Genomic DNA, 15979 nt, shown 5'->3' with positions numbered 1-15979 from the left:
ATCGCACCGGGACGAACGCACCCCTCTTTGCGCGCACGCCGGGGCGTGCAAGCATGGAGGGGATCCGGGGACGCCGCACGGCGCCACGAGACGACAACCCTTCAGGAGTCCGTTCGATGAACGCTTCTTCGCCTTCGCCTGCCCAGAACCAGGCGTCGACCGCCACCCTCTACGGTGGGGTCACCAACCGCCGCATCACCGTCCGCGACCTGGCCTCCGCCAAGCAGCGCGGCGAGAAGTGGTCGATGCTCACCGCCTACGACGCCCTGACCGCGGGCGTGTTCGACGAGGCCGGCATCCCGGTGCTGCTGGTCGGCGACTCGGCGGGCAACTGCCACCTCGGCTACGAGACCACCGTCCCGGTGACCATGGATCAGATGGTGATGCTCTCCGCCGCCGTCGTCCGCGGCACCAAGCGGTCGATGATCGTCGCCGACCTGCCGTTCGGCTCCTACCAGGAGTCCCCCGCGCAGGCCATGCACAACGCGGCCCGGCTGATGAAGGAGGCCGGCGTCGGCGCGGTGAAGCTGGAGGGCGGGGAACGCAGCGCCCGCTCGATCGAGCTGCTGGTCGAGGCCGGCATCCCGGTGATGGCGCACATCGGCCTCACCCCGCAGTCCGTGCACGCCCTCGGCGGTTACCCGGTCCAGGGCCGTGGCGACGAGGCGGCGCACCAGCTGCTGCGCGACGCCAAGGCCGTCCAGCAGGCGGGCGCCTTCGCGGTGGTGCTGGAGGCGGTGCCGGCCGAGCTGGCCGCCCAGGTCACCGAGCAGCTCGCGATCCCGACCGTCGGCATCGGCGGCGGCCCCGACACCGACGCCCAGGTCCTGGTCTGGACCGACATGGCCGGCATGACGGCCGGCCGGGTGCCGAAGTTCGTCAAGCAGTACGCCAACCTGCGGGCCGTCCTGGGCGACGCCGCCCGGGCCTTCGCCGAGGACGTCCGCGGCGGTGCCTTCCCGGCGGAGGAGCACACCTTCCACTGACGGGCCGTACGACCCTGCGCCCCCGCTCCGCCCGTCGGAGCGGGGGCGCTGCCGTGCCCGGCCGGCGGATGACAGCGGCGTGACAGCCGCCTGGCAGCGGGGTGCCACGGCCGCCGCCCGGCTGACAGGGGGCTGACAGCCGGGGCGGACAACCTGGTGGCATGACACGAATCGCCACCGCCCCGAACGACCGGGGAGCCGCCGTCGGCAACGCCGTCGAGGTCCGCGGCATCGTCAAGCACTACGGCACCACCAAGGCCCTCGACGGGGTCGACCTCACCGTGAAGGAGGGCACCGTCCTCGGCGTGCTCGGCCCCAACGGCGCGGGCAAGACCACCCTGGTGCGGGTCCTCTCCACGCTGATCAAGCCGGACGCCGGCACCGCCGTCGTCGGCGGCTACGACGTCCTGCGCCAGCCCAAGCAGTTGCGCCGCACGATCGGCCTCACCGGCCAGTACGCCTCCGTCGACGAACTCCTGTCCGGGTACGAGAACCTCTACCTGATCGGCCGGCTGCTCGACCTCCCCCGCCGCGAGGCCAAGGCCCGCGCGACCGAGCTGCTGGAGCGCTTCTCGCTCACCGAGGCCGCCAAGCGAACCGCCAAGACCTACTCCGGCGGCATGCGCCGCCGCCTCGACCTCGCCGCCAGCATGATCGGCCGGCCCCGGGTGCTCTACCTGGACGAGCCCACCACCGGCCTGGACCCGCGCACCCGCAACGAGGTCTGGGACGAGGTGCAGCGGATGGTCTCCGAGGGCACCACCGTGCTGCTGACCACCCAGTACATGGAGGAGGCGGAGCAGCTCGCGAACGAGCTGACCGTCATCGACCGCGGCAAGGTCATCGCCAACGGCCTGGTGGCCGATCTCAAGGCCAAGGTCGGCGGCCAGACCCTGCAGGTCCGCCCGGTCCGCCCGGCCGACCTGCCCGAGATGGCCCGCTGCCTGCGCGAGAGCGGCATCACCAGCGCCACATTCTCCGCCGACACCGGCCTGCTCGCGGTGCCGATCACCGACGAGGAGCAGCTGACCGCGGTGATAGGCGTGCTCGGCGGCCGCGGCTTCGCGATCGCCGGCATCGACACCAAGGTGCCCAGCCTCGACGAGGTCTTCCTCGCCATCACCGGCAAGCCCGCCGCCGACGCGGAGCCCGCCCCCAGCCTCGCCAAGGAGCCCGTCGCATGACCACCGCCGCACTCGCCCCCGCCCGGGTGGAGGACTCCCGGATCGGCCTGTCCGGGACACTGCGCCACGTCGGCGCGCTGACCCGGCGCAACCTGATGCGGATCAAGGCCGACCCGGAGTCGATGTTCGACGCCGTGCTGATGCCGATCATCTTCACCGTGCTGTTCGTCTACGTCTTCGGCGGTGCGATGGCCGGCGACCAGGACACCTACAAGCAGTACCTGGTCCCCGGCCTGCTCGGGCAGACCGGCCTCACCCTCGCGATGGCCGTCGGCACCGGCCTCAACAGCGACTTCCAGACCGGTGTGATGGACCGCTTCCGGACCCTGCCGATCGGCCGGGCCTCCGTGCTGCTCTCCAAGATCGCCGCCGAGACCCTCCGCGGGCTGCTCTCCTTCGCGATCCTGATCGGCTTCGCGATGTGCATCGGCTTCGAGGTGAAGACCGGCCCGCTGGAGGTACTGGCCACGGTCGGCCTGGGCCTGGTGTTCGGCATGTCGATCGTCTGGATCTCGATGCTGCTGGGCATGGCGCTGCGCAGCGCCCAGGCCGTCCAGGGCGTGGCCATGCTGGTCCTGATGCCGATGCAGTTCGGCAGCTCGATCTTCGCCCCGACCAACACCATGCCGGGCTGGCTGCAGTCCTTCACCAAGATCAACCCGCTGTCCGCACTGGCCGACGCCTCCCGTGCGCTGCTCAACGGCGAGGGCGCGGTGGCCCACCCGGTGATGATCGTGCTGGTCTGGTCCGCCGCAGTGACCGCGGTCTTCGCCCCGCTGGCGGTCGCCCGCTTCCGCAAGCGGACCTGAGCCCCACGGAGAAGAGCCACCGTCGGCCCCCGTGGGGGAGGGCCGCCGGACGGGACGGCCGGCCGCCCGGGACAGGCACCGGCCGTCGCGAGGGCCCGGCGGGCCGGTGACCAGGGGACGGGCACCGGCCGTCGCGAGGGCCCGATGGGCCGGTGACCAGGGGACGGGCACCGGCCCATCGGGCCTCAGCCCTCGCCGATCAACTCGTCCATCAGCTCGTGGGTCTGGGCCTGGGTCATCCCGGTGCCACGGGTGCGGGCCGCTTCGAAGGCGGCGTCGCCGAGCAGCTCCCGCAGGGCGCCGGCGGAGCGCTCCCGCTCGACCCGGTCCAGGTAGCCGCCCTTCGGGCCGTTCAGTCCGGTGTGCGCGCCCAGCAGCACGGCGGCGGCCTCGGCCCGCTCCAGGTCCCCGTCCCGCTGGGCGAAGCTCACCAGCACCGCGGCCACCGCGGGCACCACCATGACCGCCACGTGCTCGGCGAACCCGCTGGTGGCCGACATGGCGCGCAGCAGCCGCCGGCCCTCCTGCAGCAGGGCGAAGCCCTGGTCCGGGTCCCCGGCCCGGGCGACGATCCAGCCCCGGGCGCTCAGCAGCATCCCGTCCACGATGCCCGGTGCGAAGCCGCCCACCCTGACCACGTCGAGGGTGTCCAGCTCGGCCAGGGCCGCCTCGTGCTCGTCGCGGACGGCGTGGATGCCGCACAGCGTCAGGTGGCCGAACATCAGGGCGCCGGTGGTGGACTGGTTGGTGCCCGGGGCGTCGACGGAGGCCAGCGCCTCGCGGACGATCCGCTCGCCGCGCTCCATGTCGTGCTCCAGCATGGCGGTGCCCAGGTGCACCCGCAGGATCGGGACCTCCTGCGGCGCGCCCAGTTCCTCGGCCAGCTCGATCGCCCGCGCGTACGCGGCGGCGGCGGCCTGCGACTCGCCCTGGCCCGCCAGGCTCTCCCCGTGCGCGGCCAGCGCCTGGGAGACCCCCCAGAGGTCGCCGGCCCGTTCGTACAGCTCCAGAGAGCGCTCGCCGTCGCGCAGGCTCTGCTCGGCGCCGCTCGGCCAGTCGTTCATCATCCGTGCCCGGACCTGCAGGATGAAGGCCAGGTCACCCGGCCCGCCGTACTGCTCGCAGCCGAGGACGGCGTCGTCCAGCAGGTCCTTCATCAGCTCCAGCCGGCCGGCCAGGAAGGCACCGAACACCCGCATCAGCGCCGGGAAGCGGTAGGACTGCGGCAGTTCCGGGCCGTAGGCGTCAAGCAGCTGCCGGGAGACCTCGACCGCCTCCGGGTCGCCGAGCACGTCCAGGTTCCCCTCGAACAGGCCGATCAGCCGGTACATCGCGAGCAGCCGGCGGGACTCCTCCAGCACGCCCTCGGGCATCGGCACGCCGTACGCGAGCACGTCGCGCTCCAGCGGCAGCGGCGGCGGGACGTCGGGACCGAACGGGTCCGGCCCCAGGGCGGCGACCGCGTCGTACCAGCCGCGGGCCTCCATGCTGTACGCGCGCAGCGACCAGTACCAGCTCATGCCGAGGCAGAGGACCAGCGCCTGTTCCTCGTCCCGGAGGTCGATCGCGCGGCGCAGCACGGCCCGGATGTTGTCCTGCTCGCGCTCCAGCACCGCCAGCCAGTGCAGCTGCCGGGGGCCGTGGATCTGCTGCTCGGCCTCGGCGACCAGCGCGCGGAAGTGCGCCAGGTGACGGGCCTCGGCGGCGACGCGCTCGGCGGCGGACTCGGCGAGGCGCTCGGTGGCGTACTCGTGGATGGTCTCCAGCATCCGGTAGCGCGGCAGGCTGGCGCCGTCCAGGTCGGCGACCAGCAGGGACTTGTCGACCAGCGACAGCAGCAGGTCGGCGACCTCCCCGGGGGCCACGTCGAGGCCGTCGGCGCAGACCGCCTCGGCGTCCTCCAGCTGCCAGCCGCCCACGAACACCGAGAGCCGGCGCAGCACCGCCCGCTCCCGCTTGCCCAGCAGGTCCCAGCTCCAGTCGACCACCGCGCGCAGGGTCTGCTGGCGGGGCAGCAGGGTGCGGCTGCCGGCGGTGAGCAGCGCGAACCGGCCGTCCAGCCGGTCGGCTATCTGGCGGGCCGTCATCACCCGCAGCCGGGCGGCGGCCAGTTCGATGGCCAGCGGCAGCCCGTCCAGCCGGCGGCAGATCTCGGCGCAGGCCTCCGGGTCGCCCTGCGGGTCGAAGCCGGGACGGGCGGTGGCGGCGCGCTCGGCGAACAGCCGCAGCGCGACCGGGTCGGGCAGCGGCTCGACCGGCAGCACCGTCTCGCCGGGCACGCCGAGCGGCTCGCGGCTGGTGGCGAGCACGGTCAGCCCCGGGCACTCGGCGAGCAGCACGTCGGCGAGGTCGGCGGCGGCCTGGATCAGGTGCTCGCAGTTGTCCAGGACGAGCAGCATCCGACGGTGGCCGCAGTGCTCGACGAGCCGGCGCAGCGGGTCCTCGGCGCGCTTCTCGATCACTTCGGCGACCATGTTGGTGCTGTGCAGCACGATCTCGCGCAGGCCCAGTGCGGAGACCACGGCGGCGGGCACCGCCTCCGGGCTCTCCAGCGGGGCGAGTTCGGCCACCCAGACGCCGTCCGGCCAGGCGCCCGCGCCCTGTTCGGCCCGGCCGGCCTCGACCGAGAGGCTGGTCTTGCCGGAGCCGCCGGGGCCGGTGAGGGTCACCAGCCGACGTCCCGTCAACATCCCGCGCAGCGCGGTGAGATCGGCCTCACGGCCGACGAAGCTGGTCAGCCGGCCGCGCAGGTTGCCACCGGCGCGCGGGAGCCGGGGCGCCGGGGCATCCTCGGCCGGCGCCGGCAGCGGGACCGGGTCCGGTTCCACCTCCGCCACGGGGGCGAGCAACTCGGCGTAGAGGGACTGCAGTTGGCGGCCCGGGTCGACGCCCAGCTCGTCGGCCAGCGCCCGCCTGGTCCGCTCGTAGTGGCGCAGCGCCTCCGCCGTGCGGCCGCTCGCCTGCAGCGCCCGGATCATCAGCAGCTGCAGCGGTTCGTCCAGCGGCTGCCGCTCGCACAGCTCGGCGAGTTCGGCGACCAGCTCCGCGGCGCGGCCGAGCCCGAGGTCCGCGGTGATCCGGTGGCGGCGGGCCTCCTCACGCTGGACCTCCAGCCGGGCGGCCGGGCCGGTGCGGTCCGGCAGGTCGGCGAGGGCGGGGCCGCGCCACAGCGCCAGGGCGGCGCGCAGCCGCTCGGCGGCGAGCGCGTCGTCGCCGGTGTCCAGGGCGCGGCGGCCCTCGGCGCTCAGCCGCTGGAAGTCGGCGAGGTCGGTGCCGGGGCCGGTCAGCCAGTAGCCGGCCGGGCCGGAGCCGACCTCGTCCCGGCCGATGGTGCGGCGCAGCCGGCCGACCAGGGTCTGCAGCGCGGCGGAGGCGTCCTGCGGCGGGTCGGTGTCCCAGACCTCGTCCACCAGCAGGTCGGCCGGGACGGGACGGCCCTGCCGCAGGGCCAGCGCGGTGAGCAGCGCCCGCAGCCGGGCGCCGCCCAGGGGCACCGGGGTTCCGTCGTCGTGGTGGGCCGTGGTCGTCCCGAGGATGCCGTAGTGCACCGGACCATTCTGGTCGATCGACGCGGGTACGGCCGCACAATTGTGCTGGCAACTCCCCGCACCCGCCCGCCCGCACCCGCCCGCACCCGCCCGCACCCGCCCGCACCCGCCCGCACCCGCCCGCACCCGCCCGCACCCGCGGCGGAACGCGGCCGGGCGTTCGGACGTTCACCCGGAGCGGCTTGTCCGGTCACCGGCCCGCCCGGCATGATCGACCCCGGCCCGCATCCCGACCTCCCCCTGCCCACGGAGCATCCACACCATGACCTTCGCCGCCACGCCGCGCTCCCGCAGCGAGGACCGCCGGATCAGCCCGGTGTTCTGGGTGCTCCTCGCCGTCCTCGCCACCTCCGCCTGGGCGGTGTACGCCGACTACGGGAACAGCTCCTTCGGCGTGTTCCTGTTCGTCGTCGCCGGCTGGATGGTCTCCCTCTGCCTGCACGAGTACGCCCACGCGCGCACCGCGCTGCACGGCGGCGACATCACCGTCGGCGCCAAGGGCTACCTCACGCTCAACCCGCTGAAGTACACCAACGTGCTGCTGAGCTTCGTGCTCCCGATCGTCTTCGTGATCCTCGGCGGCATCGGCCTGCCCGGCGGCTCGGTGTGGATCGAGCGGCACCGGATCCACGGCCGGCTCAAGCACAGCCTGGTCTCGGCGGCCGGGCCGCTGGTCAACGTGCTGTTCGCGGCGGTGCTGCTCGTCCCGGTCGGTGCGGGGTGGCTGCACGGCGACGGCGGGGTGTACGTCTGGGCCTTCGGCGTGGACCCGTACAAGCCGATCGAGTGCGCGATGGCCTTCCTCGGCCTGCTCCAGCTGAGCGCCGCGCTGCTGAACCTGCTCCCGGTGCCCGGCCTCGACGGCTACGGGATCGTCGAGCCGTGGCTGTCGGCCAAGACGCGGCGCGCGGTCGAGCCGTTCGCGCCGTACGGGATGCTGGCGGTGTTCGCGCTGCTGTGGCAGCCCCAGGTCAACCACCTCTTCTTCGAGGCGGTGCACGGGCTGATGGGGCTGTTCGGGGTGGACGGCCGGGTCTCCGACCTCGGCTACGCGATGTTCCGCTTCTGGGACAACTGATCCGAGGGCGGCCGGCCCTGCCCGGTCAGCCCTCTTCGGCCGGCGCCGCCCGGTCGGCCTTCTTCGGTCAGCCCTGCTCGGCTGCCGCGGCGGTGGCCTCGGCGATCTTCGCCCGGCGGCGGTTCAGCCACACCACGTTGCTGGCCACGCCGGCCAGCGGCAGCCAGATCAGGCCCAGCCACAGGCCCTGGGTCAGCGAGAAGACGGCGGCCGCCAGCGCGAGGACGACGACGGTCAGGGCGAGCACGGACGTGCGGGGCATGGTGGAGGGCTCCTAGAACGGGTACGGCCGACCGGGGCGCGGCCGCGTCCCATTGTCGCCGACCTCACCTCCGGAACGGGTCCAGGGGTGAGGTCGACACGGCACCCACCGGTCAGACGTCGGTGATCCGCAGGCCCGCGTGGGCCTTGTAGCGGCGGTTGACCGAGATCAGGTTGGCCACCAGCGCCTCGACCTGGTGGGCGTTGCGCAGCCGGCCCGCGTAGATGCCGCGCATGCCGGGGATCCGGGCGGCCAGGCCGCGCACGACGTCGGTGGCGGCGCGGTCGTCGCCGAGCACCATGACGTCGGTGTCGATCGCCTCCACCGACTCGTCCTGCAGCAGCACCGCCGAGAGGTGGTGGAAGGCGGCGGTGACCCGGGAGTCCGGCAGCAGCGCGGCGGCCTGCTCGGCGGCGCTGCCCTCCTCCGGCTTCAGCGCGTAGGCGCCCTGCTTGTCGAAGCCGAGCGGGTTGACGCAGTCGACGACGATCTTGCCGGACAGGTCCTCGCGCAGTGCGGTCAGCGTGGCGGCGTGGCCGTCCCACGGGACCGCGATGATCACCACGTCGCTCTCCCGGGCGACGGTGGCGTTGTCGGCGCCGCGCACGCCGAGGCCCAGCTCGGCGGCCGAGGCCTCGGCCCGGGCCGCGTCACGGGAGCCGATGATCACCTGCTGGCCCGCCTTGGCCAGCCGCAGGGCCAGGCCCCGCCCCTGGTCGCCGGTGCCGCCGAGGACGCCGACCACCAGCTGCGAGACGTCCGGCAGCTCGTGGGCCGGGTTTGTCGCTGAATCGAGGGAAGTCATGGGCCGATCCTGCCAAACCCCCGGCCACGCGCGACATCCTGGCCCGCATGGACGCGGTGAGAGTTTCGGCACTCCGGGAACGGCTGGCGGGCACGGGCTGGCCGGAGGCGGTCGGCGGCTTCGCCGGGGCGCTGCGGCGCTCGGTGCAGCGGCGCGGGGCGGACGCCCTGCTGCTGGTCGGCACCGAGGCGTACGAGCCCTGGCACCTGGCCGCCCACCTGGCGGACGAGGCCGCGTGGTCGGCCGTCCCCCGGCTGGCGCCCACCCTGCTGCGGCACCGTCCGCCGGCCGGTGCGCCGGCCCACCTGGCGCACGACCTGCGGCGGCTCACCGGGGCCGGGCGCGGCGCCACCGTCCTGGTGGTCGCCCCGGAAGCGGCCGGCGCCCCGCTGCTGGAGCGGGTGCACGACGCCCGGCGGCACGGCGCCACCGTGCTCGCGCTGGACGGCACCGGCCCCACCGCGCCGGGCGACCTCGGCGGGCTGGCGCACGAACGGCTGGCCGTCGGCACCGCCGCCGAGGAACCCTTCGACCTGGCCCAGCACCTGGTCAGCGCCGCCGCCGGCCGGCCGGCGGGCCGCCGCTCCACCCTCGACCGCCTGGCCGACCTCGCCGGCCGGCTGACCTCGGCCCCCGGCCTCAGCCGCTGGTAGCCCGCCCGAACGCCCGGACACCGACGCCGCGGCATCAGGTGCGGTGGACCGTGGAACGGTGGCCGATGCGGGCGGCTCGAAAACCCTTTGCGGGAGGGGTGGGGCCCGGCTCAGGATGATGGTTCGTGAACGTCGACGAACCCCCGCATACCTCCGCGCCCGGGCGGATCCGGTCGGCCCTGCGCTCGCTGACGCCCGACCTGTCGCCGTGGCGCGCGTCGCGCGACTTCCGCTACCTCTGGACGTCCGGCTGCGTCACCAGCTTCGGCAGCTTCCTCACGCTCGTCGCGGTGCCGATGCAGATCAAGGAGCTCACCGGTTCCTCCTTCGCGGTCGGCCTGATCGGCGCCGTCGAACTCGTCCCGCTGATCGTCTTCGGCCTGTGGGGCGGCGCCCTCGCCGACGCCCTGGACCGCCGCAAGCTGGTGCTGCGCGCCGAGGCCACGCTCGGCGTGCTGGCCGGGCTGCTGCTGCTCAACGCCCTGCTGCCGCACCCGCTGCTCTGGCCGATCTACCTGGTCGCCGCGCTGGTCGCGGCCGCCGACGGCGTGCAGCGCCCGGCCCTGGACTCGCTCACCCCGCGGATCGTCCCGCACCAGCACCTGACCGCCGCGTTCGCCCTCAAGTCCCTGTACCACAACGCCGCTTCGGTGGCCGGGCCGGCGCTGGCCGGTGTCGTGGTGTCGCTCGCCGGGGTGCAGACGGCGTACGCGCTGGACGTGCTCACCTTCGGCGCCTCGCTGCTGCTGCTCGTCCGGATCAAGGCGGTGCCGCCCGCCACCGGCGCCGAACGGCCGTCGGTGCAGGCGGTGTTGACCGGCGTCCGGTACGCGTGGAGCCGCAAGGACCTGCTCGGCACCTACGCGATCGACGTGTGCGCCATGCTGTTCGCCTACCCGGTGGCCGTCTTCCCCTTCCTGGCCTCGGAGTTGGGCGCGGACTGGGCGCTCGGCCCGATGTACGCGGCCTCCGCCGCCGGCGCCCTGCTGGTCGGGGCGACCAGCGGCTGGACGTCCCGGGTGCACCGGCACGGGCGGCTGCTGCTGGCCGCCGCCGTCGGCTGGGGCGCGGCGATGGCGCTGGCCGGGCTGTCCGGGAACGTCTGGCTGGTGCTGCTCGGACTGGCGCTGGCCGGCGGCGCCGACGAGATCAGCGGGCTGGCCCGCTCGACCATGTGGAACCAGTCCATCCCGGACGCGGTCCGCGGCCGGATGGCCGGTGTCGAGCTGCTCAGTTACTCGGTCGGGCCGCAGCTCGGCCAGGTCCGGGCAGGCACCGCGGCCGGGCTGATCGGCGTGCGCGCCGCCGTCTGGACCGGCGGTGTCGCCTGCGTCGTCGCCGTCCTCGCGGTCGCCGCCGCGTTGCCGAGGCTGCTCGCCTACGACGACCGCACCGACCCGCACGCCGCCGCCGTCCGCGCCGAACACGAACGGGCCGAGCAGGAACGGGCCGAGCAGGAACGGGCCGAGCAGGAAACGACGCTGCCGGAACGGGCGGCCGGACGGGAGCCGGAGAAGTCCACCGGGACGGCCGCCACGCTGTGACAGACTGCCCGGCATGAGAACCGGGGGCTGGAAGCCGTGGGCGGCCGTGGGGATCGTCGTGGCCGCCGCCGTGGCCGGCACGCTCAACTGGGCGCTGTCCCCGGGCGACCAGGCTGCGGACCGGGCCCCGGCCCCCCGCGCGGTCGGCGGCACGCTCGCCCCGCAGCCGCCGGACGTCGCCGCTCTGGCCGCCTCCCCCGAGGTCGACGCCGCCGACCGGTCCCTGGCCGCCGAGATCGACCGGCGGCTGGCCGTGCTGCTCCCGGCGCTCTCCGGCGCCCAGCCGATCGGCGAGGGCGTGCAGGACGGCTGCGGCGTCGATCCCGCCCGGTCCGACGGCTCCGGGGTGCACTGGCCGGCCCCGAAGTGCCGCCGACAGGTGGTCAGGTATCTGGCGGTGAGCGGCGATCCGCAGCCGGCCCGGTCGCGCTGGGACCAGGCGATGGCCGCCCAGGGCGCCCAGGGCACCGACTCCAACGCCTCGCCCCGGCCCGGCGAGGCGCTCTGGTACGGCTTCCCCCGCACCGACGGGGACCGCGACCTGCTCGGGGTGAGCCTGGCCTTCGACGAGCGGAAGGACCCGAGCGGCGCCCCGACCCCGGGCGCGGGCTTCCCCTGGAAGCTCGCGGCGCCGAACGCCACCACGAAGGCCTGGGCGGACCGGGAGTCCCGGCCCGCGCCGCCCGTGGACCAGGCCGCCGCCCAGGCCCTCGCGGGCGGGCGGCGCCTCGTCGTGCTGAGCGTGGACGAGGAGTACTTCACCGCCCCCGACCCGCACTGACCCCCTCCGCGCTGCGGGGCCCTCCCCGCTGCGGCCCGACGCCGACGCCGTCTACTCGGCCGTCCCGTCCTCGGGCTTGTCGCTCCACCGCGGGTCGTTGCGCCACTCCCGGTTGCGCTCGTCCGCGATCTGCAGTGCGTGGGCGGCCTCCTCAGGGCTGTCGTACGGCCCCAGGCGGTCCTTGGCCGGGCACTCCGGGCCCTCCTCGACCTTTCCGTGCTTGATGCAGTAGAACCACTCGCCGGGCTTCCCGGTCGGCTTGCGGTTGAATCCGAAGGGCATGGCGTACTCCCGTTCAGTCGGATGGGTCGGTACCGATCATTCCCCGGCCCGGGTGGGTCCGCACACCGCCCGTCCCGGCTCGGCCCGGCGACTAGACTCGCGGCCATGGCTCTCGTACCCGGCATCCAGTCCCCCACCCGCAAGGTCCCGGCGCACATCGCGCGTCCCGAGTACGTCGGGCGGCCCGCCCCGACGCCGTACACCGGGCCCGAGGTGCAGACCGCCGAGACGATCGAGAAGATGCGGATCGCGGGCGGGATCGCCGCCCGGGCGATGGAGGAGGCGGCCAAGCTGATCGCCCCCGGTGTCACCACGGACGAGCTGGACGTCGTCGCCCACGAGTACATGTGCGACCACGGCGCCTACCCGTCCGACCTGGGTTACCGGGGCTTCCCCAAGTCGGTCTGCACCTCGATCAACGAGGTGATCTGCCACGGCATCCCGGACTCGACCGTGCTGCAGGACGGCGACATCGTCAACATCGACGCCACCGCGTACATCCACGGGGTGCACGGGGACCTCAACGCCACCTACCTGGTCGGCGACGTGGACGAGGAGTCCCGGCTGCTGGTCGAGCGCACCCGGGAATCCCTCGACCGGGCGATCAAGGCGGTCAAGCCGGGCCGTCAGATCAACGTCATCGGACGGGTCATCGAGTCCTACGCCAAGCGCTTCGACTACGGCGTGGTGCGGGACTTCACCGGACACGGCATCAACACGTCGTTCCACTCCGGCCTGATCATCCCGCACTACGACAGCGACCGGGCCACCGAGGTGATCAAGCCCGGCATGACCTTCACCATCGAACCGATGCTGACCCTGGGCACCTACGACTACGAGATCTGGCCGGACGGCTGGACGGTCGTCACCAAGGACCTCAAGCGCACGGCCCAGTTCGAGCACACCCTGGTGGTCACCGCGGACGGCGCGGAGATCCTCACCCTTCCGTAGCGCTTCCGCAGCGGGTGCCGGCGCCTAGCCGATGAGCCACTGCTCCTCGGCGACGGCGCCCACCTCGGTGCAGGCGTCGGTCAGCACGTCCAGCACGCGCAGCGGGTCCGGCAGCGGCTGCTCGGGCCCGCGCAGCCACTGCACCCGGGAGCCGTCCGGCAGCGCGGCCGGCGGCAGCAGGGTGTACGAGCCGCGGCAGTGCCAGCGCAGGCCGGGGTGCTCGGACATGGTGTCCGGGGTGGAGTCGAGCGCGCTGGGCCACCACTCGTCCTCGTCCTGCGGGGTGCCGCGGGTGGCGGTGAAGAAGAGGTAGCGGTCCTCGCCGACCGCGGCGACCGGGCCCTCGACGCCCAGGGCGGTCAGCCGCTCCAGCGCCAGGCGCCCGGCCTCCGCCGGGACGTCCAGCACGTCGTGCACCCGGCCGGTGGCGGTGATGAAGTTGGCGTTCGGGTCGCGGGCGAGCCAGCGGGACAGCTGCTCGGGGTCGGTGGTGGCCTGGGTCTGCCAGGCGAAGGAGACCGGGTGCTGGGCCGGGGCCGGACAGGCCACCCGGTCGCAGGAACAGCGGTAGCCGGTCGGATGGGCGGCGGGCGCGAGCGGGAAACCGGCGCGCACCGCGCCGAGCAGCTGATCCAGCCCGGAGGCCGGGCCGTCCGCGCCCCCCGCCCTGGCCCGCTGACGATCACGCTTCTGCCACCAGGTCGTCCACCTGCCGCCGGCTTCCATCGGGCCCCTTCCGCGCAACTGCCGTGCCTGGTGCGACACAGCGTTCGACGTACACTCCGACGCAACGCACGATGCCCCCGCATGCTTCCCGGGGTGCTCGGCCCTGCCGTCCGCGCCCTGTCGACCGCGGCCCGGGGTCACCGGACGGCCGACGCCCGGGTCACGGTACGCAGTCGCGGCAGCACGCTGTCCGCGCCGGATCGACCGGAGAGCGCGCGGATCCGCGCCGAGCCCGGCCCGTACGGGGCCCGCTGAACCCGGGTGAACCCCGAGGGCGTACAGGCAAGGATAGGGGTGCTCGGACCCTCCGGATGACCGGGGGCGGTGCCTCTCCGGTCACACTCCCGCGCGCACCCCGGGCACACTCCCGGCACTCCGCCCTCACGAGGCCTCCCGCTCACCCTCCCGCCCGGGCGCCCCCGGTCACCCGACGGGGCCGGCCGGGCATCTCCGCGGAGGTGAGACCCTGGAGGGATGAAGAGCACGGACACCGCGTTCGTAGGCGGCCCCCTGGACGGGAAGGTCCTACCGATCCCTCTGGGGCCGATGCTGGGCGTGCCCAAGAAGTACACCGTCCCGGTCCCCGCGCACGGAGACGTCCCCGCGCGCACACTGGTGTACGTCCGGGCCAAGCAGGTTCGGGGCCTGAGCTGGTTCTGGCGCTACGAGTACGACGAGGCGGCCTCCGCCAAGGCCTCCGGCTGACGGAGCCTCCGGCCGGCGGGCCGCCCGCTCCCCCATCGCCTTCCCCGGGAGGTCGGCATGGCCAGGTCGGTACGGCACCCGCGAAGCAGCTCGCGCGCGGTCGCGCACCACAACCGGCAGGTCGCCGGGGTCACCGGGGTGCTGCTGCTGGCGGTGAGCCTCTACACGGTGACGATCGGGCCCAACGGCTGGCTCTGGTTCGGCTGGGCGGTGCTGCTGCTGGTCTGCGTGGCCCTGTTCGTGGTCCACCCCTGAGCAGCGGCACCGCCCGTCACGCCGGTGCGTCTCCCCCCGCCCCGGTCAGTCATCCTCGGCGAGGATGAGGTACAGCTTCTTGCGGGCCTCGGTCAGCACGGCCAGGCCCTTGGCGCGCTGCGCCTCCGTCCCGGTCGCCATGACCTGCCGGATCGCCTGGTCGACCGCGGCGAGCGCCTGGCCGACCTCCTGGACGGCCTCCCAGTCGACCTCGCGGCCGGCCTCCGCCCACGGCTCCGCCGGTCCGGCCTCGGCCTCGGCCCGGCCCGCCTCGGTGAGCGAGACCAGCCGCTTGCCGCCGACCTCCTCCGCGGTGATCAGGCCCTCCTCCTCCAGCAGCTGGAGGTTGGGGTAGATCGAACCCGGGCTGGGCCGCCAGGCCCCGCCGGTCCGCTCGGTGATCTCGGCGATCATCTCGTAGCCGTGCATCGGCCGCTCCTTGAGCAGCGCCAGCAGCGAGGCCCGCACGTCACCGCGCCGGGCCCGGCCGCCGCGCCGCCCGTGCGGGCCGCCCCGCCGGCCGCCGTGACCACCGAAGCCGTGACCGAACGGGCCGCCCATCGGCCGCCCGGGGCCACCGCCACCGAACGGCGGACCGAACCCGCCGAACGCCTCCCGGCCCTCGAAGGCCTCCCCGGGCATCCCCCGGAAGTCCGGCCCCGGCCCGCGCCGACGACCACCGCCGCGCGGACCCTCTCCACGAAATCGCATTCCTGAGCGCATGGCGCCCACCTCCTGGTTCTCCGAGACAGTCGAGTCACTGTCTCGATAGTTCGACGATATATCGGTGACTGTCGCTCGTCAACGGTTCACCGATATGTCGCCGACAGTCGCCCAGCAGTCGTACCGATGGTTCCCCCGGCGGCCCGCCCGGCCGCGCCCGACACGGCCGCCAGGCCCGGACTCCGCCACCACCCAGCCGCTACGGTGGCGGGCATGGCCGGAGAACGAGATCTTGCGACGCTGCTGCGCGGAATGCGCCCGCTGCTCAACCCGGGGCGGTACGTCTACTGCACGCTCCCCGCGAAGGTGCCCGCCGGCATGCGGCCGGTGGTGACCGTCGCCGAGCCCGAGGGGGTCACCGTGGTGGTCGCCCAGGAGGAGGCGGACGCCCTCGGGCTGCGCTACGACTACGTGGCGGCCTGGATCACCCTGCAGATCCACTCGGCGCTGGAGGCCGTCGGCCTGACCGCGGCCGTCGCCGGGCGGCTCGCCGAGGACGGGATCAGCTGCAACGTGGTGGCCGGTTTCCACCACGACCACCTGTTCGTCGCCGCCGACGACGCCGACCGCGCCGTCAGCGCCCTGGAGGAACTCTCCGAACGCCAGGGCCCGCCCTCGGACTGAGCCCGGGTCCGCCCCGACAGTCCCGCCGGGTGGCCGCCGCCGACCGGGCCTTCGACACTGGGA

Annotated in this window: 17 protein-coding genes; 11 read left to right on the top strand and 6 right to left on the bottom strand. The window is 74.3% G+C overall.

What is annotated here, in order from left to right; translation table 11 throughout:
• The first annotated feature begins 116 nt into the window (after nt 1-116).
• The 3 genes from panB to ACZ7KX_RS11935 all read left to right on the top strand — a co-directional run bounded on the left by panB (nt 117) and on the right by ACZ7KX_RS11935 (nt 2979).
• Nucleotides 117-986, top strand: a complete 870-nt coding sequence (panB, locus tag ACZ7KX_RS11945; RefSeq protein ID WP_350523295.1) for a 3-methyl-2-oxobutanoate hydroxymethyltransferase — start codon at nt 117-119, stop codon at nt 984-986.
• A gap of 161 nt (nt 987-1147) precedes the next feature.
• Entirely contained in the window at nt 1148-2170 is a 1023-nt protein-coding gene (locus ACZ7KX_RS11940) for an ATP-binding cassette domain-containing protein (protein WP_350523294.1), read from the top strand.
• Nucleotides 2167-2979, top strand: a complete 813-nt coding sequence (locus ACZ7KX_RS11935) for an ABC transporter permease (RefSeq protein ID WP_350523293.1) — start codon at nt 2167-2169, stop codon at nt 2977-2979. Before ACZ7KX_RS11940 ends, ACZ7KX_RS11935 begins: the two co-directional genes overlap by 4 nt.
• 185 nt (nt 2980-3164) lie before the next feature.
• On the opposite strand, the gene ACZ7KX_RS11930 is transcribed toward ACZ7KX_RS11935, so the two are convergent.
• Nucleotides 3165-6527 carry an AfsR/SARP family transcriptional regulator gene (locus ACZ7KX_RS11930; protein WP_470326347.1) on the bottom strand — a complete coding sequence of 1121 codons (3363 nt, stop codon included), beginning with the start codon at nt 6525-6527 and terminating at the stop codon, nt 3165-3167.
• Between the two features lie 262 nt (nt 6528-6789).
• Between ACZ7KX_RS11930 and ACZ7KX_RS11925 the strand changes: the two genes are divergently transcribed.
• Nucleotides 6790-7605 carry a site-2 protease family protein gene (locus ACZ7KX_RS11925; RefSeq protein ID WP_470326346.1) on the top strand — a complete coding sequence of 272 codons (816 nt, stop codon included), beginning with the start codon at nt 6790-6792 and terminating at the stop codon, nt 7603-7605.
• A gap of 67 nt (nt 7606-7672) precedes the next feature.
• Here ACZ7KX_RS11925 and ACZ7KX_RS11920 read toward each other — a convergent pair whose 3' ends face one another.
• Nucleotides 7673-7867, bottom strand: a complete 195-nt coding sequence (locus ACZ7KX_RS11920) for a hypothetical protein (protein WP_350523290.1) — start codon at nt 7865-7867, stop codon at nt 7673-7675.
• 112 nt (nt 7868-7979) lie between these two features.
• Nucleotides 7980-8672 carry an NADPH-dependent F420 reductase gene (npdG, locus tag ACZ7KX_RS11915; protein ID WP_396550857.1) on the bottom strand — a complete coding sequence of 231 codons (693 nt, stop codon included), beginning with the start codon at nt 8670-8672 and terminating at the stop codon, nt 7980-7982.
• Nucleotides 8673-8719: 47 nt separating this feature from the next.
• On the opposite strand from npdG, the gene ACZ7KX_RS11910 reads away from it, so the two are divergent.
• From ACZ7KX_RS11910 to ACZ7KX_RS11900, 3 genes are all read left to right on the top strand, one after another.
• Nucleotides 8720-9325, top strand: a complete 606-nt coding sequence (locus ACZ7KX_RS11910; RefSeq protein ID WP_470326345.1) for a hypothetical protein — start codon at nt 8720-8722, stop codon at nt 9323-9325.
• Nucleotides 9326-9450: 125 nt separating this feature from the next.
• The gene (locus ACZ7KX_RS11905; RefSeq protein ID WP_470326344.1) at nt 9451-10869 is read left to right on the top strand and encodes an MFS transporter; all 1419 of its coding nucleotides are present in this window, start codon (nt 9451-9453) and stop codon (nt 10867-10869) included.
• Between the two features lie 13 nt (nt 10870-10882).
• Complete coding sequence (locus ACZ7KX_RS11900; RefSeq protein ID WP_470326343.1) at nt 10883-11650, top strand: hypothetical protein; 768 nt, start codon at nt 10883-10885, stop codon at nt 11648-11650.
• Between the two features lie 51 nt (nt 11651-11701).
• On the opposite strand, the gene ACZ7KX_RS11895 is transcribed toward ACZ7KX_RS11900, so the two are convergent.
• The gene (locus ACZ7KX_RS11895; RefSeq protein WP_350523283.1) at nt 11702-11932 is read right to left on the bottom strand and encodes a hypothetical protein; all 231 of its coding nucleotides are present in this window, start codon (nt 11930-11932) and stop codon (nt 11702-11704) included.
• A 105-nt stretch (nt 11933-12037) separates the two neighbouring features.
• Between ACZ7KX_RS11895 and map the strand changes: the two genes are divergently transcribed.
• The gene (gene map, locus ACZ7KX_RS11890) at nt 12038-12883 is read left to right on the top strand and encodes a type I methionyl aminopeptidase (protein WP_470326342.1); all 846 of its coding nucleotides are present in this window, start codon (nt 12038-12040) and stop codon (nt 12881-12883) included.
• A gap of 24 nt (nt 12884-12907) precedes the next feature.
• On the opposite strand, the gene ACZ7KX_RS11885 is transcribed toward map, so the two are convergent.
• The gene (locus ACZ7KX_RS11885; protein WP_470326341.1) at nt 12908-13609 is read right to left on the bottom strand and encodes a bifunctional DNA primase/polymerase; all 702 of its coding nucleotides are present in this window, start codon (nt 13607-13609) and stop codon (nt 12908-12910) included.
• A gap of 474 nt (nt 13610-14083) precedes the next feature.
• Between ACZ7KX_RS11885 and ACZ7KX_RS11880 the strand changes: the two genes are divergently transcribed.
• Entirely contained in the window at nt 14084-14314 is a 231-nt protein-coding gene (locus ACZ7KX_RS11880) for a hypothetical protein (protein ID WP_350523280.1), read from the top strand.
• A 57-nt stretch (nt 14315-14371) separates the two neighbouring features.
• Nucleotides 14372-14569: a hypothetical protein gene (locus ACZ7KX_RS11875; RefSeq protein WP_470326340.1), complete on the top strand. Its 198-nt coding sequence runs from the start codon at nt 14372-14374 to the stop codon at nt 14567-14569.
• Between the two features lie 45 nt (nt 14570-14614).
• On the opposite strand, the gene ACZ7KX_RS11870 is transcribed toward ACZ7KX_RS11875, so the two are convergent.
• A complete protein-coding gene (locus ACZ7KX_RS11870; RefSeq protein ID WP_470326339.1) occupies nt 14615-15292 on the bottom strand; it encodes a PadR family transcriptional regulator in 678 nt (225 codons plus the stop codon).
• A 213-nt stretch (nt 15293-15505) separates the two neighbouring features.
• On the opposite strand from ACZ7KX_RS11870, the gene ACZ7KX_RS11865 reads away from it, so the two are divergent.
• The gene (locus ACZ7KX_RS11865) at nt 15506-15916 is read left to right on the top strand and encodes an ACT domain-containing protein (protein WP_470326338.1); all 411 of its coding nucleotides are present in this window, start codon (nt 15506-15508) and stop codon (nt 15914-15916) included.
• Nucleotides 15917-15979 lie beyond the last annotated feature (63 nt).

The sequence above is a fragment of the Kitasatospora sp. NPDC038210 genome (genome assembly GCF_055600605.1).
This window is presented reverse-complemented; position numbering and strand designations above follow the sequence as displayed.

Excerpts from the sequence above, each read along its gene's own strand:
- panB (WP_350523295.1), top strand. The coding sequence starts at position 117 with ATGAACGCTTCTTCGCCTTCGCCTGCCCAGAACCAGGCGTCGACCGCC.
- ACZ7KX_RS11940 (WP_350523294.1), top strand. The coding sequence starts at position 1,148 with ATGACACGAATCGCCACCGCCCCGAACGACCGGGGAGCCGCCGTCGGC.
- ACZ7KX_RS11935 (WP_350523293.1), top strand. The coding sequence starts at position 2,167 with ATGACCACCGCCGCACTCGCCCCCGCCCGGGTGGAGGACTCCCGGATC.
- ACZ7KX_RS11925 (WP_470326346.1), top strand. The coding sequence starts at position 6,790 with ATGACCTTCGCCGCCACGCCGCGCTCCCGCAGCGAGGACCGCCGGATC.
- ACZ7KX_RS11920 (WP_350523290.1), bottom strand. The coding sequence starts at position 7,867 with ATGCCCCGCACGTCCGTGCTCGCCCTGACCGTCGTCGTCCTCGCGCTG.
- npdG (WP_396550857.1), bottom strand. The coding sequence starts at position 8,672 with ATGACTTCCCTCGATTCAGCGACAAACCCGGCCCACGAGCTGCCGGAC.
- ACZ7KX_RS11910 (WP_470326345.1), top strand. The coding sequence starts at position 8,720 with ATGGACGCGGTGAGAGTTTCGGCACTCCGGGAACGGCTGGCGGGCACG.
- ACZ7KX_RS11900 (WP_470326343.1), top strand. The coding sequence starts at position 10,883 with ATGAGAACCGGGGGCTGGAAGCCGTGGGCGGCCGTGGGGATCGTCGTG.
- ACZ7KX_RS11895 (WP_350523283.1), bottom strand. The coding sequence starts at position 11,932 with ATGCCCTTCGGATTCAACCGCAAGCCGACCGGGAAGCCCGGCGAGTGG.
- map (WP_470326342.1), top strand. The coding sequence starts at position 12,038 with ATGGCTCTCGTACCCGGCATCCAGTCCCCCACCCGCAAGGTCCCGGCG.
- ACZ7KX_RS11885 (WP_470326341.1), bottom strand. The coding sequence starts at position 13,609 with ATGGAAGCCGGCGGCAGGTGGACGACCTGGTGGCAGAAGCGTGATCGT.
- ACZ7KX_RS11880 (WP_350523280.1), top strand. The coding sequence starts at position 14,084 with ATGAAGAGCACGGACACCGCGTTCGTAGGCGGCCCCCTGGACGGGAAG.
- ACZ7KX_RS11875 (WP_470326340.1), top strand. The coding sequence starts at position 14,372 with ATGGCCAGGTCGGTACGGCACCCGCGAAGCAGCTCGCGCGCGGTCGCG.
- ACZ7KX_RS11870 (WP_470326339.1), bottom strand. The coding sequence starts at position 15,292 with ATGCGCTCAGGAATGCGATTTCGTGGAGAGGGTCCGCGCGGCGGTGGT.
- ACZ7KX_RS11865 (WP_470326338.1), top strand. The coding sequence starts at position 15,506 with ATGGCCGGAGAACGAGATCTTGCGACGCTGCTGCGCGGAATGCGCCCG.